This window comes from Micromonospora sp. CPCC 205546 (genome assembly GCF_036902715.1).
Lineage (GTDB): Bacteria > Actinomycetota > Actinomycetes > Mycobacteriales > Micromonosporaceae > Micromonospora.
On the sequence record NZ_JBAKHL010000062.1, the window covers coordinates 1 to 23057 of the forward strand.

The following is a 23057-nucleotide window of genomic DNA, read 5'->3' on the forward strand; positions in this document are numbered from 1 at the left end:
GGCGCCGGCGGCGACCACGGCGACCGCGGCCAGCGCGACGCCGGCCGGCAGGCCCGCGACGGCGGCCAGCGCCAGCAGGGCGAGCAGCCCCGCCAGCGCGTCGCCGAGGCGGGCGGCGACCAGCGGCGTCCAGGTGCGCACCGGCAGGTTCGCGGCGCGCACCTCCAGGCCACCGGCGTCGCGGAGCGGATTGACCAGCAGCACCAGCCCCAGCAGGACCAGCGCGGTCGCGGCCAGCGCGGGATCGAACCCCGCGTCGAGGCGGCGGGCGTATCCGACCAGGATCGCCGCCGCGACCAGTGCGGTCTCGGCGGCGTTGTCGGCGCCGGACCGCACCCGCCGCTCCCAGGTGGCCGCCGCGAGGGCGGCCACGGCCAGTCCCAACCCCCAGCCCGTCGCGCCGGTCAGCGCGACGACGAGGAAGGCCAGCACCGCGAGGCCGGTGGCCAGCGCGCGGGCGAGCAGCTTGCGAACCAGGTCACCACGCATGTCGGCTCCGTTCCCCGCCGTGGCCCGAGACCCGCGTCAGCCGGCGCTGGCCGGGCTGGCGTCCCGCACGACCTGCCCCGGCACCGACGGGACAGGTGCCTCGCCCGGTGCGCGGCGTACGTCGATGACCTGGCCGGTCAGCTCCGAGACGAGCACGTCCAGCGAGGCTTGGGCGACGGTCTCCGCGGCGAGCAGCGTGTGCTCCGGCTCCTCGCCGAACGCCTTGGTGCGCATCGGGGTCGCGGTCCGCTCGGGGTTGACGCAGTTGACCCGTACGCCGAACTCCGCCCACTCGTCCGACAGCGCCTGGGTGAGGTTGACCAGGGCCGCCTTGGTGGAGGAGTAGAGCGCGTAGCGGGCCCGGCCCCGCGTGTAGGAGCTGGAGGTGTAGAGCAGCAGCTGGCCCTTGGTCTGCTGGAGGTAGGGCAGCGACTGGCGGGCCACGATGACCGGCCCCACGAAGTTGACCTGGAGCACCCGGTCCATGGTCTCCTGGTCCATCTCGGCGAGCGCGCCCTTCTCCAGGATGCCGGCGGTGACCACCACGTGGTCGATGCGGCCGGTGGCCTCGAAGGCGGTCTTCAGCGCGGCCTCGACGTCCTCGGCGCGCTCCACGTGGGTGCCGGTGCTGGAGCGGCTGAACGGGAAGACCTGCGCGCCGTAGCGGCGGGCCAGCTCGGCCAGGTCGTGGCCGATGCCGTAGCTGCCGCCGAAGACCACGATGGTCCGGCCGGTCAGCTCCTCGGTGTAGCTGCGCTCGTCGGTGACCCGGGGAGCCTGCGCGGCGGCGAGCTGGAAGAGCTTGTCCGCCAGGTGCACGTCGACCGGGTGGGTGACCTTGATGTTCTCGTCCGAGCCGTCGATGACCTTGATCGGCGTGCCGGGCAGGTAGCGCAGCACCACCCCGCAGTCGTCGGTGGCGGCGAAGTGCGGGTCGCCCTCGGCGCGCCGGTAGGCCTCGCGGATGGTGCCCGAGCGGAAGGCCTGCGGGGTCTGGCCCCGGCGCAGCGAGGAGCGCACCGGGATGTCGGTGATGCAGTCGTCCTCGTCGACCTGGACGATCGTGTCGGCCGACGGGATGGCCACGTCGACCGCCGCGTACGTCCAGAGGGCGTTGACGCACTCCCGGACGATCCGGCCGCTGACCAGGGGCCGCACCGCGTCGTGGAAGAGGATGTTGCAGTCGGCCTCGCCGACGGCGTCGAGCGCGATGCGGGTGGTGGCGTTGCGGGTGTCGCCGCCCTCGATCACCTTGGTGACCTTGCGGAAGCCGGCCTTGTCGACGATCTGCTGGGCGTCGGCGACGTGGCCGCTGGCCATCAGCACGATGATCTCGTCGATCTCCGGCGCCGCCTCGAAGACGGCCAGGGTGTGCTCGATGATCGGCTTACCGGCGATCTTCAGCAGCTGCTTCGGGATGCCGAGACCCAGCCGGGTCCCGGTGCCGCCGGCCAGCACCACCGCCACCGTCCGCGAGGGCCGCCACGGCGCCGGGGTCTCCGGTGTGGCGTCCGGGCCAGTGGTGTGGTCCTGCGTCATTGCCGAATCCTCACTCTCGGGGAAGGTGAACAGAGCTTCCGCCCGCGCGGCGACCGGATGAACCTTAACGCGCGGACCGGGTCGCCCCAACGGGACGACGCGGCCGGCGCGGTGTCGATGCCGGCGTCGGCCGGCACGCTACTTGCCGTTGGCGAAGTCCTCGTAGGCCCGCAGCACCTCGTCGGTCGGGCCGTCCATGCGCAGGACGCCCGATTCCAGCCAGAGCGTCCGCTCGCAGGTGTCGCGGATCGAGGAGAGCTGGTGGCTGACGAGGAAGACCGTGCCGGCGCTCTCCCGCAGCTCCCGCACCCGCTGCTCGCTGCGCTTGCGGAAGCCCTTGTCGCCGGTGGCGAGGGCCTCGTCGATGAGCAGCACGTCGTGCTTCTTGGCCGCCGCAATGGAGAAGCGCAGCCGCGCCGACATGCCGGAGGAGTAGGTGCGCATCGGCAGCGAGGCGAAGTCGCCCCGCTGGTTGATCCCGGAGAACTCGATGATCTCCGGGGTCTGCCGGTGCACCTCGTCCGGCGGCATCCCCATGGCCAGGCAGCCCAGTACGACGTTGCGCTCGCCGGAGAGGTCGTTGAGCAGGGCGGCGTTGACGCCGAGCAGCGAGGGCTGCCCCTGGGTGTAGACCGCGCCCCGGTTGACCGGCAGCAGCCCGGCGATCGCCCGCAGCATGGTCGACTTGCCGGAGCCGTTGCTGCCGATCAACCCGATCGCCTCGCCCCGGTACGCGGTGAAGCTGACGCCCTTGACCGCGTGCACCTCCCGGATGTTCGGCGCCGAGCTGCGGCTGACGATCCGCTTGAGCGCGCCGACGGGGCCGCCGCCTCCGCCCGCGCCCTTGTGCACCCGGTAGATCACGTGCGCGTCGTCCACCACCACCGTGGGGATCCGCTCCTGGATCCGGGGCAGCGTCACGGTCACGTCGTTGGACGACTCGAACTGCTCAACCACGGCCGTACTCCTGTTCGCCCCGCCAGAAGTAGATGAAACCCCCGACGCCCATCACGATCGCCCAGCCCGCCGCCGCCAGCCAGAGCTGCAGCAGGGAGGAGTTGAGCAGCGGCGCCTGCTCCAGCAGCGCCACCCGGGCCAGCTCGATGTAGACCAGCGCCGGGTTGAACTCGACCAGCCGGGAGGCCCACGCCGGCAGCTCCTCGTCGAAGAGCGCCACGCTGTAGAGCACCCCGGAGCCGTACATCCAGGTGCGCATGAGGAAGGGCATGACCTGCTTGAGGTCGGCCAGCTTCGCGCCCATCCGGGCCACCATCATGGTGAGCCCGGCGTTGAAGACCGTCTGGAGCAGGATCGCCGGCACCAGCAGCAGCCAGGCCAGGGTGATCGGCTCGCCGGTCACCAGCACGATGGCGATGAGCACCACCATCGACCCGAGCAGCTGTTGGAACTGGGTGACGGTGACGGCCAGCGGTAGGCAGGCCCGGGGGAAGTGCAGCGCCCGGATCAGGCCGAGGTTGCTGGTGATGGACTGGGTGCCGGTCTGCACGGCGGTCTGGGTGAAGTTGAAGATGAACAGCCCGGTGCAGAGGTAGGCGATGAAGTTCGGGACGCGGTTCTGGTTCAGCACCACGCCGAAGATGAGGTAGTAGACCGCCGCGTTGGTCAGCGGGGTGAGCACCTGCCACAGCTGCCCGAGCCGGGCGTTGCTGAACGAGGCGACCAGCTTGGCGTTGGCGTACGCGGCGATGAAGTGCCGGTAGTGCCAGAGTCGCCGGGTGTATTCGCCCAGGGACGGCCGTTCGCCGGCGAACCGCAGCCCGTACCGGGCGGCCAGCTGCGCCTGGGACAGGCCGGAGTCCGGGTCGGCCAGCGCGGTGTTGGCCATGGGATGGGCGCTCCGATCTTTCGTGACGACGGGTGAGGCGCGACGATGGAACCGAGCGTGGAGCGCCGCCTCGCCGCTGCGTGGACAGTAGTCCGAAACACGTCGGGACGCAACCGTACCGTCGTTGCGCTACATTGTTCCTCGTGACAGCCGAGACGAGCTCCAGGTGACGACCGGAAAGAGGCGGGCGCCGGCCGGCGCGGCGGTGCTGCGCGACGACATCACCACGGCCATCCGCCGGGCGCTGATGCAGGAACTCGCGGCGGTCGGCTACGGCCGGCTCTCCATCGAGGCGGTGGCCCGGCGGGCCGGGGTCAGCAAGACCGCCATCTACCGGCGTTGGAACTCGAAACTCGACCTGGTGCTGGAGGTCGTCGCCGCGGCGGCCACGGGGAAGCTCCCCGCGCTGGACACCGGGACGCTGCGCGGTGACCTCGAACTGCTCTTCCAGGCGGTGGCGCACGCGCTGCGGCACCCGCTGGCCTCGCAGATCATCCCCGACCTGCTCGCCGAGGCGGCGCGCAACCCGAGCATCGACCAGACGCTGCAGAAGGTGCTGCGCGTCCGCCAGCAGGAGATCGGCGGCCGGTTGATCGGCCGCGCCGTGCAACGCGGCGAACTGCCGCCCGGCACCGACCCCGAAGCGGCCGTCGACCTGATCGTCGGCCCACTCTACTGGCGGCTGGCGATCGCCCGGACCCCGCTCACCGACGCCTACCTCGGCACGTTGGTGGAGGCGGTGGCCACCGGGCTCGGCGCGGGCGGCGGCGTGCCCCGGCCCCGCGACGCGGTGGCGTAGGCGCGACCCGCCTGACCCCGCGCCGGGCCGACCGGCGCCGGCTCAGCGGGGAGCGTCGACCGGCAGCCGGGAGACGATGTGCCGGGCGATCTCCAGCGAGCTGGTCGCCGCGGGGGAGGGTGCGTTGAGCACGTGCACCTGCCGGTCCGCCTCGACGATGAGGAAGTCGTCCACCAGGCCGCCGTCGGGCAGGATCGCCTGCGCGCGTACGCCGGCGCCGGCCCGGACGATGTCCGCCGGGGTCAGCTCGGGCACCAGCCGGGCCAGGCTCGCCGCGAACCGCTTCTTCGACAGCGACCGGGTCACCTCGGTCAGCCCGTACCGGTAGTGCCGGCGGCCCAGCGCCCACAGTCCCCGGTAGGTCAGCTCGTCCCAGACGTCGCGCGGGCTGAACCGGCCCCAGGAGTAGCCCTCCCGGGCGGTCGCCAGCACCGCGTTCGGGCCGGCGTGCACGCTGCCGTCGATCATCTTGGTGAGGTGCACCCCGAGGAACGGGAACTGTGGGTCCGGCACCGGATAGATGAGGCCCCGCACCAGGCCCTGCCGCTGCGGCACCAGCTCGTAGTACTCGCCCCGGAACGGCACGATCCGCACCGGCGTGGGCACGCCGGCCAGCCGGGAGATCCGGTCGGCGTGCAGGCCGGCGCAGTTGATCAGGACGTCCGCGACCACCTCGCCCCGGCTGGTGCCCACCACCACGCCCTCCGGCCTGGTGACCACGGACGTGACCTCGGTCTCGGTCCGCAGCTCCGCCCCGCCCGCGGCGAGCAGTTCGGCGAGCTTGCGGCAGACCGCCCCGAAGTCGACGATGCCGGTCGAGGCGACGTGCAGCGCGCCGACGGCGGCCACGTGCGGCTCGTGCTCGGCGGCCTCGGCGCCGTCGATCAGCCGCACCGGCAGGCCGTTGGCCAGCGCGCGCTGGTGCAGGTCGTGCAGCCGCGGCAGCTCCGCGGCGTCGGTCGCCACGATCAGCTTCCCGCAGATGTCGTACGCGAGCCCGTGCCGCTCGCAGAACTCGACCATGGAGGCGCTGCCGGCCCGGCACATGGTCGCCTTCAGGCTGCCCGGCTTGTAGTAGACGCCGGCGTGGATCACGCCCGAGTTGTGGCCCGTCTGGTGGGCCGCCCAACCGGCCTCCTTCTCCAGCACGGTGACCTGGTCTGAGGGCCGGTCGGTCATCAGACGGTGCGCCACCGCCAGCCCGACGATGCCGCCACCCACCACTACGAACCTGGTCATCTCATCTCCCCTGCCGACGCCGCGACCGATGGTAACCAAGCCCACCCGGCGCGCCCGAGTCGCGGAAGATCCGCCCGGTTGGCCTAGACTGCTCCGGGTCCATCTCTCTGGGAGTCTCATGTCTGAGGTCATCGCGCTCGGTCAGCCCACGGTCGGCGAGGCGGAGCTCGCCGCGATCGCCGAGGTATTCGCCTCCGGCTGGCTCGCTGGTTCCGGGCCCACCTGTCGCCGTTTCGAGGAGCGTTTCGCCGCCGTCACCGGCACCGGGCACGCGCTCGCCACCAGCAACTGCGGGTCCGCCCTGCACCTCGCGCTGCTCACCCTGGGCGTCAAGCCGGGCGACGAGGTGATCGTCGGTGACTACACCTTCCCCGCCACCGGGCACTCGGTGCTGTGGACCGGCGCCACGCCGATCTTCGCCGACGTGCGACCGGACACCTGGACCGTCGACCCGGCCGCCGTCGAGGCCGCCGTCACCCCCCGTACCGTCGGCATCATCGCCGTCGACGCGTTCGGGCAGCCGGCGGACTACGACGAGCTGCGGGCGATCGCCGACCGGCACGGGCTGTTCCTGGTCGAGGACGCCGCCTGCTCCGCCGGCGCCACCTACAAGGGTCGGCCCGCCGGCAGCCTGGCCGACGTCGCCACCTTCAGCTTCCACGGCCGCAAGGGCATCACCGCCGGCGAGGGCGGCGCCTACGTCACCAACCGCGAGGACCTCGCCGCGCACGCCCGCAAGCTGCACACGTACGGGGTGGAGGGGGCGCTCACCCGCGCCGAGCTGTCGCACCTGCCGATCCCGACCTTCACCGAGCTCGGCTACAACTACCGGCTCTCCGACATCTCCGCGGCGATCATGCTCGCCCAGCTCGACCGGCTGCCGGAGCTGCTGGCCGCCAAGCGCCGCACCGCCGCCCGCTACGGCGAGCTGCTCAAGGACCACGAGCTGATCACCACCCCCTACGAGGCGCCCGACCGGGAGCACCCCTGGCAGTCGTACGTCGTCACGCTCGCGCCCTCGGTCGACCGGGGCGCGGTGGCGCTGGCGCTGCGTCAGCGGGGCGTGCAGTGCACGTTCGGCACGTACGCCTCGCACGTCCAGCCGCTCTACGGCCAGAGCGCACCCTGCCCGGTCTCGGCGGACCTGTTCGCCCGGCACCTGGCCATCCCGATGCACGCCAACCTCACGGACGACCAGGTCGAGACCGTCGCGGCCGCGCTGGTCGACGTCGTCACCACCGCGGCCTCCGGCCGCTGATCCCCCAGGAAGGACACGCTCCGCCATGTCGAAGCAGACCGTCTTCATCACCGGAGGCGCGGGTTTCATCGGCCTGCACGTGGTGCCGATGCTGTTGGAGAAGGGCTACCGCGTCCGCATCTTCGACAACATGTTCCGCGGTGACCGGGACCGCGTCGCGGAGCTGGTGGCCACCGGCGACGTCGAGCTGATCGACCAGGACGTCCGCTACGGCGGCGCCGTGCACGCGGCCATGAAGGGCTGCGAGTACGTGATCCACCTCGCCGCCGTCTCGATCAACAAGAGCCAGGCCGACCCGCACGAGTCGATCGACATCAACATGGTCGGCAACCACAACGTCTTCGCCGCCGCCGCCGACCTCGGCGTCAAGCGGCTGGTCTTCGCGTCGTCGGCCTCGGTCTACGGCGACCCGCAGAAGCTGCCGATGCACGAGGACGACCGGCTCGACCCGCTGACCCCGTACTGCATCTCGAAGCGGGCCGGTGAGGACCTGCTCGGCTTCTACCAGCGCAGCAAGGGCCTGAACTGGATCGCGCTGCGGTTCTTCAACGTCTACGGCCCGGGCCAGAAGCCGACCGCCTACTACACGTCCGTGATCAACCACTTCGTGAAGCGGTTGAAGAACGGCGAGCCGCCGGTCATCGACGGCAAGGGCGAGCAGTCGATGGACTTCATCCACGTGCACGACATCGCCCGCTCCGTGGTCGCCGCGATGGAGGCCGAGCAGGGCAACGTGCCGGTCAACATCGGCACCGGCATCGACACCTCGATCGCCACCCTCGCCGAGATCCTGATCAAGGCGGTCGGCGTGGACGTGCAGCCGCAGTTCAACCCGCGCGAGGTGCTGGTGAGCCGGCGCGCCGCCGACGTCACCCGGGCCCGCGAGGTGCTCGGCTGGGAGTCGACCATCGCCGTCGAGGACGGGATGACCGACCTCATCAAGACCGAGGTCGCGTGACCCAGCCCTCGTCCGCCGGGGGTCCGTCGTCGCACGGGCTCCCGGCGAACCCGTACAACCCGCACGCGTGGGTGATCGGCGAACCGGTCGTCGGCGCGGGCACGTGGATCGGCGCGTTCACCGTCATCGACGGCTCCGGGGGGTTGACCATCGGCGCCGGCTGCGACATCAGCTGCGGCGCGCAGATCTACACCCACTCCACCGCGCGGCGTTGCGTGTCGGGGCGTGCCTATGCTTCGGTGGACCGGGCGCCCGTGGTGATCGGCGACCGGGTGTTCATCGGGGCGAACGCGACCGTGATGATGGGCGTGACCATCGGCGACGGCGCGGTCGTCGGCGCGGGGGCCGTGGTCACCAGAGACGTGCCACCGGGGGCGGTCGTGACGGGGGTCCCGGCCCGGGTGGTCTCCACAGTCGAGTTGGACGGCGGCGATGTCCGGTTCGTCCCTGTAGCGGAGAGCTAGGAGCACCCCTCCCGTGCGTATCGCAGTCGTCAACAACTTCTTCCCGCCGCGTGCGGGCGGAAGCTCGCACCTGTCCGAGTCTCTCGCCAAGGGCTACGCCGCCGAGGGGCACGACGTGCTGGTGCTCACGGCGGCCTACCAGGACGCCCCGGAGGTCGAGGAGCGCGACGGCCTCCGGATCGTCCGGCTGCCGGCGTGGATGCTGCCGCAGACCCGGCTGGCCGTGAGCTTCGACATCTCGTTCACCAGCCGGCCCACGCTGCTGCGGCGGGTCCGCAAGCTGCTCGACGAGTTCCGGCCGGACGTGATCCACCAGCACGGCCAGTTCTTCGACCTGACCTGGGCGACCGCCCTCTACGCGCGCAAGCGCGGCGTGCCGGCGCTGCTGTCCATCCACACCCGGCTGGAGAACCCGCAGGCCCGCTACGCGAAGGTGTTCCGCGGGCTGGACGCCACCATGGTCAAGCCGTTCATGTGGCGGTCCAAGCCGCGGCTCGTGGTGATGGACGTGCTCATGCAGGAGTACATCGAGTCCCGCTACCGGGGCGCGCACTCCGGCCTGGTGCCGATCCCGGTCGGGGTCGACCCCGACTGGGTGGTCGGCGGCAACGGCCAGCGGGTCCGCGAACGGCACGACCTGGGCACCGCGCCGGTCATCCTCTCCGTCGGGCACGTGATCCCGCTGCGCGACCGGGTGGCCCTGGTCGAGGCGCTGCCCGAGGTGCTGGCCCGGGTGCCGGACGCGAAGCTGCTCGTCTGCGGCCAGATCTACTACGGGCTCTTCGCCGAGCGGGCCCGCGCGCTCGGCGTCGAGCACGCCGTCGTCACGGCGGGCAAGGTGCCCAAGAGCGAGATCCCCGACTACCTGGCCGCCGCGACGGTGGAGTCGCACGAGCAGGGGCTCGGCCTCGGCACGGCGACCCTGGAGGCGATGGCGGCGGGGGTGCCCGTGGTGGCGCCGGCGCGCGCCGACAACTTCCCCGGCATCTCGCTGCGCGACGGCGAGAACGTGCTGCTCTGCCGCCCGGGCGACGTCCGGGGCCTGGCCGAGCGGCTGATCGCCGCGCTGACCGACCCGGCCCTGGCCAAGCAGATCGGGGTCAACGGCCAGGCGCTGATCCGGGAGCGGTTCAGCCTCGACCGGGTGCTGCACCGGCACCTGGAGGTGCTCACGGACATGGCGGCCACCCGCCGCCGCTGACCGTAGGCCGAAGACGCCGGTGCCCCCGACCAGTACTGGTCGGGGGCACCGACGTCACATGCGATGCGGATCCCGCGCGGCTGGGCGGCCTCAGCGGGTGGTCGCCGGCGCGGGGGAGGGCTCGGCGGCCGGGCGCGGGGCGGGCACCTGCTCGGCGGCGGCCGGCGCCGCGGGCTCCCCGTGCGTCGCCTCGACGTCGGGCGCCCCGCCCGGACGGCGCAGCTGACGCACCCCCGACAGGGCGGCGATGCCGGCGGCGAGCAGGTCCGCCACCGTGAAGATCAGCCGCGAGGCCAGCGCGATCCCCGTCGCCGCCCCCAGGCCGCCGGCGTCCGCGAGGAAGGGCGCCATGGTGGCCACCAGCACGGCCTCCCGCACGCCGAGGCCGGAGGGGGAGAGGAACGCGAACATCCCGACGGTCATCGCGATGGCGAACGAGCCGATGCTGCGCAGCAGGCCGCCGAGGCCGGGGGCGGCCTGGGCGTTGGCCAGCAGCCACAGGTGCACGCCGAACAGGGTGTAGCCGAGGGCGCTCCAGCCGACCACGCGCGCCACGCCGGGCAGCGTCAGCCGGTGCTGCAGTGGCGGCCGACGCAGCACCTTGAGCACGAACTGGATCAGCCGGGTGAGCACGGCGGGGATCGCGCATACCAGCGCGATCGGGAAGAGCACGGCGACGATGTAGAGCGCGACCCGCACCGGCTCGGCGTACTCGGCGCCGGTCTCGGCGGTCGCGTCCAGCAGCGAGGGGAGGCTGAGCAGGCCCACGCCGAGCGCGGCGACCACGCCGAGGCCCAACGCGACCAGCGTGGCCAGGAAGGCCCGCGCGCGCGGCAGGCCGGCGCGCCGGCCCAGCTCCATCTGCAGGACGTACGCCCACACGCTGCCCGGGATGTACTTGCCGAGCTGCCCGACCATGCAGATCCGCAGGGCGGCGGGGACCGACACCCGGTGTTCCAGGTCCGCCGCGGCGGCCCGCCACGCCATCGAGTTCGCGAACATCCCGGCGAGCACCGCCAGCACGGCGAGCACCACCGAGGGCCACGCGAGGTCGAGCCAGGTCTGCCGGACGTCCGGCCACTGGCTCACCACGCTCCAGGTCATGCCCGCCGCGATCGCCGCGATCACCACGACGCGTACGCCCAGCGAGAGCCACCGGGACGGTCCCTTCGCGGCACCGGCGTTCTCGGCCGGTGCGGCCCCCGTCTCGACCTGCGTCGCGGTCTCTGCCACGGCCGTCCTGCCTCTGCGTCGCCCGGACCCCGTCGGGGTCGCCTGCACAATTCGCCGAGACTAGCGCAGCGGGGGGTTTACCACGAACCCGCCCGAGCGGCGAGTCCGGCGTGCGCCGGCTCTCGCCGCGACGGTCCAGATGTGCCCCCCGACTCCCGCGCTGCTACGGTCTGCAACGCTGCCCCATATCCCAAGGAGAGCTCCTGTGATCCCGATTTCCGTCGTCAAGCTGGACGAGGCGGCCGAACGGTTGGCGGTCGAGGTGATCCGTTCGGGCGTCATCGCGCAGGGACCGATGGTGGCCCGTCTGGAGCGCGAGTTCGCCGATCTGGTCGGCGTCGAACACGCGGTGGCCGTCAACAACGGCACCACGGCGCTCGTGGCCGCGCTCCAGGTGCTCGACCTCCAGCCGGGCGACGAGGTCGTCACCAGCCCCTTCACCTTCGTCGCCACGCTGAACGCGATCCTGGAGGCCGGCGCGACGGCCCGGTTCGCCGACATCCGCGAGGACGACTTCTGCGTCGACCCCCAGGCGCTCTCCGCGGCCGTCGGTCCGCGTACCCGGGTGCTCATGCCGGTCCACCTGTACGGCCAGCCCGCCGACATGGACGCCATCGCCCCACTGGCCGAGCGGCACGGCCTCGGCCTCGTCGAGGACACCGCGCAGTCCCTGGGCGCGACGATCTCCGGCCGCGGCGCCGGCAGCTTCGGGCTCGGCACCTTCTCCCTGTACGCCACGAAGAACCTCACCACCGGTGAGGGCGGCATGATCACCACCAACGACGCGGGCCTCGCCGACCGCCTGCGCGTGCTGCGCAACCAGGGCATGCGGCAGCGCTACCAGTACGAGGTGGCCGGGCACAACTACCGGCTCACCGACCTGCAGGCCGCGCTCGGCATCCCGCAGATCGCCGCGTACGGCGAGAACGTCAAGCGCCGCAAGGACAACGCCGCCCGGCTCTCCGCCGGCCTGGCCGACGTCCCGGGGCTGCGCCTGCCGGCCGAGCTGCCGGGCCGCTCGCACGTCTGGCACCAGTACACCGTGCTGGTCACCGACGAGGCCCCGGTGGGCCGGGACGAGGTGATCGCCCGGCTGACCGAGCGCGGAGTGGGCTGCGGCATCTACTACCCGAAGACGGTCTACGACTACGACTGCTACCGGGACCACCCACGGGTCGTCGCCGACCCGGCGCCGGTGGCCGAGGACGTCGTGCGGCGGTGCGTCTCGCTGCCGGTGCACCACCACCTCAGCGACAGTGACCTCGACCAGGTGGTCGAGGCCGTCCGGGCGGCGGTGGGCGCGTGACCGCCAAGTTGCGTTTCGCCCTGGTCGGCACCGGGGTGATGGGCTCGCTGCACGCCCGCGTGATCGCCCAGTCCGACCGGGCCGAGCTGGCCCGGGTGATCGAGCCCCGGCGTTCCGTCGGCCAGCAGATCGCCGAACGGTACGGCGCCGGCTGGGCCCCCGACGCCGACGACCTCTCCGACGTCGACGCCGTGGTGATCGCCGCGCCGACCGAGTTCCACCACGGCCTCGCCGGGCAGGTGCTCGCCGCGGAGAAGCCGCTGCTGATCGAGAAGCCGGTCTGCGGCAGCCTCGCCGAGACCGAGGAGATCGTCGCGGCCTCCGAGAAGCGTGGCGTGCCGCTGCTGTGCGGGCTGCTGGAGCGCTTCAACCCGGCGGTGCTGACCGCACTGGCCCTGGTCGACCGCCCGGTGCACCTGACCGCCACCCGGCACTCGCCGTACGCGCCGCGGATCCGCACCGGGGTCGCCTGGGACCTGCTCATCCACGACGTCGACCTGGCGATCCAGGCGTTCGGCGGGGAGGAGCCGGCGGCGGTACGGGGGACCTTCGGGCACTTCCACCCGGACTCGCTCACCGAGGCCGAGGACGTGGCGGAGACCGTGCTCAGCTTCGGCAACGGCGCGCTGGCCAACGTCTCGGCCAGCCGGATCGGGCAGCGTAAGGTCCGCACGCTCGTGATCAGCGAGGTCGACCGGCTGGTCGAGGCGGACCTGATCCGCAAGCACGTCACCATCTACCGGCACGTCTCCTCGGACGCGGCCACCCCGGACGGGCGCGGCTACCGGCAGCAGACCATCATCGAGGTGCCCGAGCTGCTCACCAACCGGGAGCCGCTCGCCGCCCAGCTCGACCACTTCGTCGACATCGTCGCCGGCACCGCCGACGCGGACGCGGAGCGGCAGCGCATCCTGCCCGCGCACCGGGTGGTCGGCCGGCTCTTCGCCGACAACGGGCGCTGACGGACACCGACGGAAAGGGGCGGGGCGACCACGGTCGCCCCGCCCCTTTCCGTTCCGTCGACCGGCCCGCTCCCGCGCCGGCTCAGCCGCCTTCGGCGCAGCTCCGACCGGCCTCGGTGACCTGGTAGATCCTGATCCGACCGAACTTCTGGGCCAGCTCGATGCGGTCGCTGGCCTCCAGCCGCTTGCGCTCGTAGTGCTTGTCCCAGGCGCCGGGCATGTTCCGCGTCCCGACCACCACGTAGGAGATGTTGAACCGGCGCACCTCACAACCGGCCGGCCGGGCGTCGGCGTTGTCGACCAGCCAGTTCCAGGCGTCCCAGCGCCGGTCGTAGTTCTCCGTCGGCAGCCCGGGCAGCGGCGGGATGCCGAACAGCGTCGGCACCTCGTAGTCGGCGTACGACCAGCTGATGAACTCGTGGTGCCGGTCGTAGGCGACCGTGCCGCCTCGCGGCGTGTTCTCCGCCAGCCACTCGTACGTGCGCACGTACGAGTCGCCGACCGGGGCCCGGCCCTTCAGCGCGCCCCGCAGCGGCTGCCAGCTCGCCGGCACGGCGGCGAGGCCGAGCAGCACCACGACCAGTGCCGCCGCGGCGACGGCGGTGGGCACGTCGGAGCGGCGCAGCGACTCGGCGCGCCGGGCGACGCGGGCCAGCAGCCACTGCACCGCGATCCCCAGCACCACCGCTCCGGCCACCGCCAGCAGCCCGTACACCGGGAAGATCATGGAGCGGACGCGCTCCCGGACGCCGTACCAGAGGCTGGAGAGCGTCATGGCGGCGGTCGAGTCGGAGGCGGTGGTCCAGACGCCGATCGCGGTCCAGATCACGCCGGCCGCGAACCAGGGCCGCGCCCAGCGCAGCCGGGGCAGCACGAGGCAGAGCGCCGAGAGCAGCAGGCAGGGGATGACCAGCCAGAGGGCGATCCGGATGGTCGGTTCGCCGAGCTGGAAGTCGGCGCCGCCGACCCCCGGGTAGGCGAACAGGACGTACCGCTGCGGGTCGCTCACCCAGTACTCGAACGCCTCGTCGTACTGGCCGAGCAGGGCGGGCGGGTTGGACAGCCGTTCGCCGTTGGCACCGGCCAGCACGCCGAGCAGCGGGATCAGCGGCACCAGGGCGGCCAGCAGCATCGCGCCGGCCGCCGCGGCGACCCGGCGCAGCACCCAGCGGCCGCGTAGGGCCAGCAGCATGCCGACGGCGAGGACCGCGATGAACAGCACGTCGTAGGTGTGGGTCATGACGATCCCGGCGCCGCAGAGGCCGGCGAGCAGGCCCAGCCGGACCGGGTGGGCACCGCGCGCGGAGAGCGCGATCAGGAGCGCGATCGCCCCGGCCATGCAGGGGGCGGTCTGCTCGGTGATCCGGCCCGTGATCACCGACATCCACATCGGACCGAGCACGGCCGGCGCGGCGGCGGCGCTGGCCGCGACCACGGGTCGGCCGCCGAGCGCCCGGACGCAGGCGTAGACGGCCGCGACGAGCGCGAGCGGCCCGACGAGGATCGACCAGGCGCTCATCACGGTGCTGATCCGCCCGCCGGAGAGCTCCGCCGCCTGAGCCCACGCCACGTTGGCCGCGAGCGGATAGAAGGAGCAGGACAGCGCTGGCTCGGTCGCGCCCGTGGTGCAGGCCGAGGAGATCAGCACGCTGTCGGCGTCCATGATGCGTCGGGTGAGGAAGCCGTGGTTCATGGCGTCCCAGCCGGGCGGGGCGATGAGCCGGCCCAGCATCAGCCAGCCGAAGGCGACGCTGACCGCGGCGGGCACCGCGATGCCGATCACGTCCGCGCGCCCGGGGCGAACCGCGGGCAGCCGCAACCGGCCCGCCGCGGACCGCCACCCGGTCGGCGGGTCGGTGCGGGACTCGTCGGTGTCGGCGTGCCGGTCGGCGTCGCCGGCGGTCGCCTCCCGGACGACCAGGCCGCGGCTCACCAGGCGGGAGGCGAGCACCGCGAGGCCGGCGAGGAGGACCTCGGCGGCCAGCACCGCCAGCGGACCGTCGGGGAGCCCGAGCCGGGGCAGCCAGGTCATGGCGAGGGTGACCAGGCCAAGGGTCAGGGCCGGGGCGGCGGCCCAGGTCGCCCACCGGTAACGGCCGGGAGGAAGCGCGAATCCGAGCAGCGCGCCGGGCACGACGGCGACGGCGAACGCGATCAGGGTCGTCAAACCGTGGATCCTTTCCAGCGGAACACGCAGTATCCCCGCGACGAATGGCGCGCGAAGCCTCCGGCCTGGCTGCGCCGGCCGGGTGGCGAGCGGCCGGACCAGTATAGGAACGTGACCCACCCGCCCTTCGCCGGCGAGCCCGGCATCGTGGATCCCGCCGGTCACGCCGCTTTCGTCACGATCGTCCCGTCCCGGCCCCGGCTGGCGCCCAGTCGTAGCGAATCGTCCCGGTGTGCCGGTACCCGAGCGATACCGGTGCGTTCCTTCGCGTTAAGGTCACACCGGCGTGGTGGGGGGCAGGCCGCGACCCGGGGCGCACCGCTGGTGTCCGGGCGCCGACGGCCGCCGCAGCGGGGAACTCGTGCCGTCACGGCGCCGGCGACAGCCGGTGAGCCAGTCGTCGACCTCTAGGGAGCTAGTCCTTGTTCGGCAAGTTGATGGGACCGGCGGGAGTTGCCGCCCGCGGCGCGCTGCTGTTGGTGGCCTACCTGGCGATGCTCGCCGCCGGCCTGTTCGGTTGGGTCGGTGTCTTCTCCGTCGCCGGGCTCGCCGCCCTCGCCGGCGAGTACGCGCTCGCCCGCTGGTCGCCCGCCACGCACGTGCTGCTGGAAAAGGTCGGGTTGCGCGGCGACTACCGCCAGCTCACCCGCGACCTCGCGGTCGTCCTGCTGGTGGTGGCGACGGTACGCCCCGACGCGGCGGACCTCAGCCTGATCCTGCTGCTGCCCTCCGCGGTGTGGCTGATCTCGGTCTTCGCCGGCGCCTTCGCCACGATGATCGACCGACGCAACCCCCAGTCGGCGCTCGTCCGCAACATCGAACTCGGCCCCATGCGCGGGGCGCCCCGTCCGCCCGAGTGGGCGTCCTGGCTCGCCGGTGACCGGCTGGCCCTGGTGAACGTGGTGCTGGCGCCGGCCGCGGTGTTCGCGGCGGTGCTCGACAATCCCGCGCCGGTGCTCGGGGCCGGGGTGGTGGCGGTGGTCGCCGCCGCGCTGGTCGGTGGGCTCGTCGCGCTGACCTGGCTGCGTGGGCGGGGGATGGGCCAGGGCCCGCTGCTGCCGGCCCTGCAGCGTTGGCTGGACAGCCACCGCCCCGAGGTGGCCCTCTACTTCGCCGGTCCGGCGAAGGACGTCTACCAGGCCAACATGTGGCTCGCCCCGATCGAGGCGCTCGACCAGCGCGCGGTGGTGCTGCTGCGCAGCAAGGACGCGTTCCTCGAACTCGCCGACACCCGGCTGCCGGTGATCTGCGTACCGGCCGGGGTCGACTTCATGAACCTGGAGCTGGGCAGCGTGCGGGCGGCGCTCTACGCGGCGAACGTCGGGGCGAACATCCACATGCTCCGCGAGCCGGGCATCAAGCACGTCTTCGTCGGGCACGGCGACAGCGACAAGCAGGCCAGCGTCAACCCGTACAGCAAGGTGTACGACGAGGTGTGGGTCGCCGGGCTCGCCGGCCGGGAACGGTACGCCCGCGCCGGCGTCGGTGTGCTCGACTCCGACATCGTCGAGGTGGGCCGCCCGCAGCTCGCCGGCGTGCACACCTTCGGTGCGGAGTCTGTCGACCGGCCGTTCACCGTGCTGTACGCCCCGACCTGGGAGGGGTGGCTGGACGACGACCCGTACCACACCTCGCTGGTGCTGATGGGGGAGCGGATCGTGCGGGGCCTGCTGGCCAGCACGCCCGGCGTCCGGCTGATCTACAAGCCGCACCCGCTGACCGGCTCGCGTGCCAAGGAGGCCAGGGCGGTGCACGAGCGGATCGTGGAGCGGATCCGCGCCGCTGGCGGCGACCCAAACGCCAGCTCGCTGGACGGTACGCGGCACCTCGTGGTCACCGGCCGGACGCCGGCGCTGTTCGACTGCTTCAACCAGACCGACCTGCTGATCAGCGACGTGTCCAGTGTGGTCTCCGACTTCGTGCAGAGCCAGCGGCCGTACGTGGTGGCCAACCCGGGTGGCCTGCCCGAGGACGAGTTCCGCCGCGAATACCCGACCTCGCGGGGCGCGTACCTGCTCTCCCGCGACTGCGGGGAGCTGGAGAAGATCGTGGCGGTGACGCGGGCCGGCGACGACCCGATGACCGACGCCCGGCGGGAGCTGAAGGCCTACCTGCTCGGCCCGGCCGAGGAGAACCCGATGGAGCGGTTCCGGGAGGAGATCGGGCGGCTCTGCCGCTGAGCGGACCGAACGCGCGACGGCGGTGGAGGGGAGCACCCGGCCACCGCCGTCGCGCGTCGAGGGATCAGTCCCGCGGCCGCGGCGGATTGTCCACGTCGCGGGAGACGACCTCGCCGCGCTCGTCGACCCAGCCCTTCGGGCGCGCCGGGTTGCCGGCGACGAGCTGGTACGGCGCCACGTCCCGGGTCACCACGGAACCCGCCGCGATCATCGCGTACTCGCCGACCTCGATGCCGCAGACGAGGGTGGCGTTGGCGCCGATCGACGCGCCCCGGCGGACCAGGGTCGGCGTGATCGTCCAGTCCGGATTCTGTGCCCGGGGCCGGAAGTCGTTGGTGAAGACCGCGCACGGACCGACGAAGACCTCGTCCTCGATGGTGACGCCCTGGTAGACCGACACGTTGTTCTGGATCTTCACCAGGTCGCCGACCGTCACGCCGGCGTCGACGTACACGTTGCGGCCGATGACGCAGCCGGCGCCGACCTGCGCCGAGGACCGGACGTGGGCCAGGTGCCAGACCTTGGTGCCGGCGCCGACGCGGGCGCCCTCCTCGACGTCGGCGGTCGGGTGGACGAAGACCGAGGCGGGCGTGGAACTGCTGTCAGTCATGTGTCAACTCGTTCGGTTCGGGGCGCGTGCCGGGCGCCGTCGGTGCCGCGCGTCGGCGGCCACGCAGCCTGCCTCCGCCGCGCGGCGCGGATCCGCCGCCCCGCCCGGCGCGCGGAACACGGCCGGGGCGGAGACGGGCTCGGCGTAGCATAGCCAGCCGCTCAGGCGAGCAGCGCCGCCACGGCGTCGGCCGCCGGCACGTCCGCCGGCAGCGCCTCGGCGGACACCACGGCCGACACCGGCAGCGGCCCGTACAGGTGCGGGAAGAGCGCGCCGTCGCGCGACGGCTCCCAGCGCAGCGCGTCACCCAGCCGCTGCGGGTCCACCGCCAGCACGGTCAGCCCCGTGGCACCGGCGAAGTACCGCCGGGCCGTCGCGACCACCTGGTCGGCGCCCGAGAGGTGGATGAACCCGGACTGGCGGTCCAGCGCCGTACCGTCGAAGTGGCCGGCGGCCAGCGCGTCGTCCCACTCGACGGTGGCGAGCAGCTTGTAGATCACGTCGGCAGCCTACGCGCGGCCGGCACCGCCGGGGACCGGTCCGGGTGGGACCGGCCCTCCCGCCACCGGCGTACTTCTGCCACCATTCGGGGTCGACACACCGACGAAGGGGGCCCCGGGTGCGCATCCTGCTGGTCGAGGACGACCGTCGGGTGGCCGCCGCGCTCTCCTCCGCGCTCACCCGCCGGGGGTACGAGGTGGAGCACGCCGCGACCGTCGCCGCGGCCCTCTCCGCCGCCCCCTGCGACCTGGTGCTGCTGGACCTGACCCTGCCCGACGGCGACGGCACCGACCTGTGCCGGGAGTTGCGACGGCGCAGCAGCCAGCTCGGCATCATCGCGGTGACCGCCCGGGGCGAGGAACGCGACCGCGTGCTGGGCCTGCGGCTCGGCGCGGACGACTACGTGGTCAAGCCCTTCTCCATGACCGAGCTGCAGGCGCGCATCGAGGCGGTGCTGCGCCGCGCGGCGCACGCCGTGCCGGAGCGCAGCCTGATCGAGGTGGGACCCGTACGCGTCGACGTGGCCGCCCGCACGGTCACCGTCGGGGGCCGGCCGGTGGCGCTGACCCGCAAGGAGTTCGACGTCCTGCTCTCCCTGGCCCGGCAGCCCGGCGTGGCGGTCGCCCGGGAACGGATCCTGCTCGACGCCTGGGGCACGACCTGGGGCGACGGGCACACGGTCGAGGTGCACGTCGGATCGCTGCGCGGCAAGCTGGGCGACCCCGGCCTGGTGGAGACCGTACGCGGGGTCGGCTACCGGCTTCGCGGCGAGTGAGGGGACGCCGTGCGACGTCGGTTGGTGATCAGCTATCTGCTGTTGATGGTGCTGGTGCTGATCGCTCTGGAGACCCCGCTGGCGGTCACCCTGGCCACCCGGGAGACCGACCGGGTACGCGCGGACCGGCTCGCCGACGCCACCCGGTTCGCCTCGCTGGCCGGGCCGGCCCTGCGGGGCGGCACCCCCGGCCCGCTCGACAACGAGCTGCGCAGCTACGACGCCCTCTACGGCATCGGCGCGGCGGTGGTCGACCGGGACCGCCGGACGGTGGCGGCCTCGGAGAGCTGGCGGCCCGCCCCGGGTTCCCGTGCGGCGCTGGACACGGCGCTCTCCGGCCAGCAGGCCAGCGGGCCGGACTCGGTCTGGCCCTGGGTGGACGGGTCGATCGTGGTGGCGGTGCCCATCAACGACGGCGGCGAGGTGCTCGGGGCGGTGGTCATCGCCACCCCGGTCGACCCCGTCCGGCAGGCCGTGACCGTCTGGTGGCTGGCGCTGGCGGGAACGGGCCTGCTCGCCGTGCTGGCCTGTGTGCTGACCGCGTTCGGGCTGGCCGGTTGGGTGTTGCGCCCGGTGACCGAGCTGGACGCGGTCACCCACGAGATCGCCGAGGGGGACCGTGGCGCGCGGGTGCAGCACCGGCAGGGCCCGCCGGAGCTGCGCCGCCTGGCGACCAGCTTCAACCACATGGCCGACGTCGTCTCCGACGTGATGGACCGGCAGCGGGCGTTCGTCGCGCACGCCAGCCACCAGCTGCGCAACCCGTTGACCGCGCTGCGGCTGCGGGTGGAGGAGCTGGGGCCGAGCCTGACCGACGCCGACGGGCGCGCCGAGCACCAACTGGCCCTGGAGGAGACCGACCGGCTGGCCCTGGTGCTGGACGCGCTGCTGACCCTGGCCCGCGCCGAGCGGCGGGAGAACCAGCGGGTCACCGTCGACGCGGCGGCCGTCGCCGCGTCCCGGGTCGCCGCCTGGGAGCCCCTCGCGCGGCACCACCGGATCTCCCTCACGCTGGTGGCGCAGGACGCCCCGGCGTACGCGCGGACCGTGCCGACCGCCATCGACCAGGCCCTGGACGCGCTGATCGACAACGCGGTCAAGTTCAGCGACGCCGGTGGTGAGGTGACGGTGACCGTCCGGCGGCACGACGACGGCATCGCGCTGGAGGTCCGCGACACCGGCCCGGGCATGACGGAGAGCCAGCTCGGCCAGGCGACCGAGCGGTTCTGGCGGGCGCCGGAGGTGCAGAACGTCGACGGAGCCGGGCTGGGCCTCACCATCGTCGCCGTGCTGGTCGACGCCTCCGACGGGCGGCTCACCATGCGTGGGGGCGAGCCGTGCGGCCTGGTCGCCGGCCTCTGGTTCCCCGCTCCCGCCGACGCCGCAGGCGCAGCTCCCGCCGACGCCGCAGCTCCCGCTCCCGCCGGTTGCGGCGGTGCCGCGCCCGGCGACCACGACGCGCCGGCCCGCGACGACTCTCCCGCGCCGCCCCCGGTGGTCGCCGGGTGAGGGTCGCCGGTCCGTGACGTGGGCCCGTCGGCCAGCGGGAACAGCCGGACCAGCGGGAGAAGTGCGCGGGGCGCGGCCGGCCGAGCGCTGGGGCCCGCCGGGGCGGGGCACGCTCGTCCGCCTGCCCTGCACCACGGGGCAGCTCGACAGCGGCGCCGGCACGGTCGCTGCCGCGGGTGTCGTCGTTTGCCGCGGGTGTCGTTGCCGGGGCCGTCGGGTCAGGGCTTGGCGGCGCGGTACCAGTCGGCGGCGCCCGGGTGCAGCGGCAGCGGGGCGGTGGCGATGGCCGACCGGGGACTCATCCGGCCGGCCGCCGGATGCGCGGCGGCCAGCTCCTGACGGCGTTCCATCAGCAGCCGGGTCACCTCCCGGATCAGCGGCGCCGGCAGGTCGGCCCGGACGATCAGGAAGTTCGGGTTCGCCACCGTGGTCACCGGGTCCGTGCCGTACACGGAGCGGGGGATGTCCCGGGAGACGTAGACCTCCGGATTGCTCTCGCGCAGCGGGCCGGTCCACTCGCCGAGGTCGACGATCCGGGTCGCGCTACCGTCCGTGAGCTGCTTCACCGCCCGCACCGGCAGTCCGCCGGAGAAGAAGAACGCGTCGATCGTGCCGGCCCGCAGCGCCGCGACCGAGTCGTCGAGACCGAGCCGCTCCTGGCGTACCCGGTCGCCGCCCAGGCGCGCCACCTCCAGCACCCGGACGGCGGTGATCTCGGTGCCGGACCCGGGCGCGCCCACGGACACCCGCCGTCCGCGCAGATCGGCCAGGGTACGGACGGGACCGCCCGCGGTGGTGACCAGGTGCAGCAGGTCGTCGTAGACCCGGGCGACCGCCACCACGGACGGGTGCGCCGCCGGCGCCGCCGGCAGCACGTCGGCCTGGGTGAAACCCAGCTCGGCCTCGCCGGCGCCGACCAGCCGCACGTTCTCCGCCGACGCGGCGGTCACCACCACGCTGGCCCGCACGTCCGGCAGTTCCCGGTTGAGGACCGCGGCCAGCGACTGCCCGAAGGCGTGGTAGACCGCCGTCGGGCTGCCGGTCGCGATCCGGATCCGCACCGGTGGGTCGGGGGCGTCCTGGCAGCCGGCCAGCCCGGGCGAGGCCACCAGCAGCAGGAGCGCCAGCAGCGCCGGCAGCGCCGGCGGGTGGACGGGGCGCGGGCGGACACGGCGCAACCAGGTGCGACTCACGGGCTGCACTCTGCGCCGTACCGGCCGTCGCCGCAACCCACCGCCCACCGCCCGGGCCGGGGCACCGCGGCGGACGCACGGTCACGGTCGATGCGTCGCGGGGGGCGCCGATCGCGCCCGCCGGGCGATCAGGAGCGGGCGGCTACGGGAGCGGGACCCAGTGCGGTGCTGTGTAGGATCCGCTGGCGGTCCGGGCCGTCGGCGACGCAGACCAGGTAACACCCGGTGCCGGGGCGCAGCAGCGCCGGAACGTCCAGCAGAGCGGCCCCGCGCACCAGGATGGCGGCCAGCTCCCGGTCGGTGATCCGGACGCCGAGGATGTGCCGGCGCACGTGGCGTCCCCCGGCGAGCAGCGCGGCCCGCCAGGCCGCCGCGGCCAGCCGGGGCCGCCAGGCCCGCCGTACGGTCGACGCGCCGGGGACCGGCGCGCCCAGCAGCTCGCGCCGGCCCTGCCGCCAGCCGGCCTCCAGCGTCCGCGCGTACGCCGGACGGTGCGGGTGCGGCACGGAGAGCCGGTGCAGCTCGTAGCGGCGGCGCAGCCCGCCGACGGTCACCTCGTGCTCGATGGGGACGTCCAGCCGGCCGAGCAGCTGCGCCATCCGGTGCGCCGCCTCCTCCCGGTTGAACTCCACGGACGGGGGGCGGTGCTCGGTCGACGGCCGGCGGGTGCCGGCGACGGCCGGCGGGGGCGTGCAGCGCAGCAGGCAGGCGGCCTCGAACGCGTCGGCCAGGGTCGACCAGTCCAGCGGCGGCGGGGTCGAGGGCAGGCGCGGCCGGTCGAGCAGGATCTGTGCGGAAGCCAACTCAGGCACTCCTTGTCGGCGTCGG

Annotated in this window: 20 protein-coding genes and 1 pseudogene; 10 read left to right on the plus strand and 11 right to left on the minus strand. The window is 73.5% G+C overall.

Translation table 11 applies throughout. From position 1 onward, the window contains the following. The 4 genes and pseudogenes from V6U77_RS23770 to V6U77_RS23785 form a co-directional block, all read right to left on the minus strand. Nucleotides 1-489 (minus strand): annotated as a pseudogene (locus V6U77_RS23770) (CDP-glycerol glycerophosphotransferase family protein); the annotation flags it as partial. A 36-nt stretch (nucleotides 490-525) separates the two neighbouring features. Then, entirely contained in the window at nucleotides 526-2028 is a 1503-nt protein-coding gene (locus tag V6U77_RS23775; RefSeq protein ID WP_334608849.1) for a bifunctional cytidylyltransferase/SDR family oxidoreductase, read from the minus strand. 138 nt (nucleotides 2029-2166) lie between these two features. Further along, nucleotides 2167-2985, minus strand: a complete 819-nt coding sequence (locus tag V6U77_RS23780) for an ABC transporter ATP-binding protein (RefSeq protein ID WP_334608850.1) — start codon at nucleotides 2983-2985, stop codon at nucleotides 2167-2169. Next, complete coding sequence (locus V6U77_RS23785; protein WP_334608851.1) at nucleotides 2978-3874, minus strand: ABC transporter permease; 897 nt, start codon at nucleotides 3872-3874, stop codon at nucleotides 2978-2980. Before V6U77_RS23785 ends, V6U77_RS23780 begins: the two co-directional genes overlap by 8 nt. A 205-nt stretch (nucleotides 3875-4079) precedes the next feature. Between V6U77_RS23785 and V6U77_RS23790 the strand changes: the two genes are divergently transcribed. After that, nucleotides 4080-4673, plus strand: a complete 594-nt coding sequence (locus V6U77_RS23790) for a TetR/AcrR family transcriptional regulator (RefSeq protein ID WP_334608878.1) — start codon at nucleotides 4080-4082, stop codon at nucleotides 4671-4673. A gap of 42 nt (nucleotides 4674-4715) precedes the next feature. Here the strand turns inward: V6U77_RS23790 and lhgO are convergent, their stop codons facing one another. Further along, nucleotides 4716-5912 (minus strand): L-2-hydroxyglutarate oxidase, encoded by a 1197-nt coding sequence (gene lhgO / locus V6U77_RS23795; RefSeq protein WP_334608852.1) that lies wholly within the window; start codon nucleotides 5910-5912, stop codon nucleotides 4716-4718. A gap of 118 nt (nucleotides 5913-6030) precedes the next feature. On the opposite strand from lhgO, the gene V6U77_RS23800 reads away from it, so the two are divergent. From V6U77_RS23800 to V6U77_RS23815, 4 genes are read left to right on the plus strand one after another with little or no spacing between them, the layout of a single operon-like run. Beyond that, complete coding sequence (locus V6U77_RS23800) at nucleotides 6031-7170, plus strand: DegT/DnrJ/EryC1/StrS family aminotransferase (RefSeq protein WP_334608853.1); 1140 nt, start codon at nucleotides 6031-6033, stop codon at nucleotides 7168-7170. A 25-nt stretch (nucleotides 7171-7195) separates the two neighbouring features. Next, nucleotides 7196-8128, plus strand: coding sequence for an NAD-dependent epimerase/dehydratase family protein (locus tag V6U77_RS23805; RefSeq protein ID WP_334608854.1), 933 nt, complete (start codon nucleotides 7196-7198; stop codon nucleotides 8126-8128). Next, on the plus strand, nucleotides 8125-8592 hold the full coding sequence (locus tag V6U77_RS23810; protein ID WP_334608855.1) for an acyltransferase: 468 nt from the start codon (nucleotides 8125-8127) through the stop codon (nucleotides 8590-8592). The genes V6U77_RS23805 and V6U77_RS23810 overlap by 4 nt, the downstream gene beginning before the upstream one ends. Nucleotides 8593-8605: 13 nt before the next feature. Next, nucleotides 8606-9793: a glycosyltransferase family 4 protein gene (locus V6U77_RS23815; protein WP_334608857.1), complete on the plus strand. Its 1188-nt coding sequence runs from the start codon at nucleotides 8606-8608 to the stop codon at nucleotides 9791-9793. Between the two features lie 90 nt (nucleotides 9794-9883). On the opposite strand, the gene V6U77_RS23820 is transcribed toward V6U77_RS23815, so the two are convergent. After that, nucleotides 9884-11026, minus strand: coding sequence for a lysylphosphatidylglycerol synthase transmembrane domain-containing protein (locus tag V6U77_RS23820; RefSeq protein WP_334608858.1), 1143 nt, complete (start codon nucleotides 11024-11026; stop codon nucleotides 9884-9886). A gap of 205 nt (nucleotides 11027-11231) precedes the next feature. Here V6U77_RS23820 and V6U77_RS23825 point away from each other — a divergent pair, with 205 nt between their 5' ends. Both V6U77_RS23825 and V6U77_RS23830 read left to right on the plus strand, forming a co-directional pair. Further along, entirely contained in the window at nucleotides 11232-12332 is a 1101-nt protein-coding gene (locus V6U77_RS23825) for a DegT/DnrJ/EryC1/StrS family aminotransferase (protein ID WP_334608859.1), read from the plus strand. After that, complete coding sequence (locus V6U77_RS23830; protein WP_334608860.1) at nucleotides 12329-13294, plus strand: Gfo/Idh/MocA family protein; 966 nt, start codon at nucleotides 12329-12331, stop codon at nucleotides 13292-13294. Before V6U77_RS23825 ends, V6U77_RS23830 begins: the two co-directional genes overlap by 4 nt. 82 nt (nucleotides 13295-13376) lie before the next feature. On the opposite strand, the gene V6U77_RS23835 is transcribed toward V6U77_RS23830, so the two are convergent. Next, nucleotides 13377-15461, minus strand: a complete 2085-nt coding sequence (locus tag V6U77_RS23835) for a DUF6541 family protein (RefSeq protein ID WP_334608861.1) — start codon at nucleotides 15459-15461, stop codon at nucleotides 13377-13379. 422 nt (nucleotides 15462-15883) lie between these two features. Between V6U77_RS23835 and V6U77_RS23840 the strand changes: the two genes are divergently transcribed. Then, nucleotides 15884-17641 carry a CDP-glycerol glycerophosphotransferase family protein gene (locus V6U77_RS23840; protein ID WP_334608862.1) on the plus strand — a complete coding sequence of 586 codons (1758 nt, stop codon included), beginning with the start codon at nucleotides 15884-15886 and terminating at the stop codon, nucleotides 17639-17641. A gap of 64 nt (nucleotides 17642-17705) precedes the next feature. On the opposite strand, the gene V6U77_RS23845 is transcribed toward V6U77_RS23840, so the two are convergent. After that, entirely contained in the window at nucleotides 17706-18251 is a 546-nt protein-coding gene (locus tag V6U77_RS23845; protein ID WP_334608863.1) for an acyltransferase, read from the minus strand. 161 nt (nucleotides 18252-18412) lie between these two features. Then, entirely contained in the window at nucleotides 18413-18751 is a 339-nt protein-coding gene (locus V6U77_RS23850; protein ID WP_334608864.1) for a DUF952 domain-containing protein, read from the minus strand. 119 nt (nucleotides 18752-18870) lie between these two features. Between V6U77_RS23850 and V6U77_RS23855 the strand changes: the two genes are divergently transcribed. Then, complete coding sequence (locus V6U77_RS23855; RefSeq protein ID WP_334608865.1) at nucleotides 18871-19527, plus strand: response regulator transcription factor; 657 nt, start codon at nucleotides 18871-18873, stop codon at nucleotides 19525-19527. Between the two features lie 9 nt (nucleotides 19528-19536). After that, a complete protein-coding gene (locus tag V6U77_RS23860; RefSeq protein ID WP_334608866.1) occupies nucleotides 19537-21036 on the plus strand; it encodes a sensor histidine kinase in 1500 nt (499 codons plus the stop codon). A 218-nt stretch (nucleotides 21037-21254) separates the two neighbouring features. Here V6U77_RS23860 and V6U77_RS23865 read toward each other — a convergent pair whose 3' ends face one another. Further along, entirely contained in the window at nucleotides 21255-22229 is a 975-nt protein-coding gene (locus V6U77_RS23865) for a TAXI family TRAP transporter solute-binding subunit (RefSeq protein WP_442934495.1), read from the minus strand. A 128-nt stretch (nucleotides 22230-22357) separates the two neighbouring features. Beyond that, on the minus strand, nucleotides 22358-23032 hold the full coding sequence (locus tag V6U77_RS23870; protein ID WP_334608867.1) for a hypothetical protein: 675 nt from the start codon (nucleotides 23030-23032) through the stop codon (nucleotides 22358-22360). Nucleotides 23033-23057: the final 25 nt, after the last annotated feature.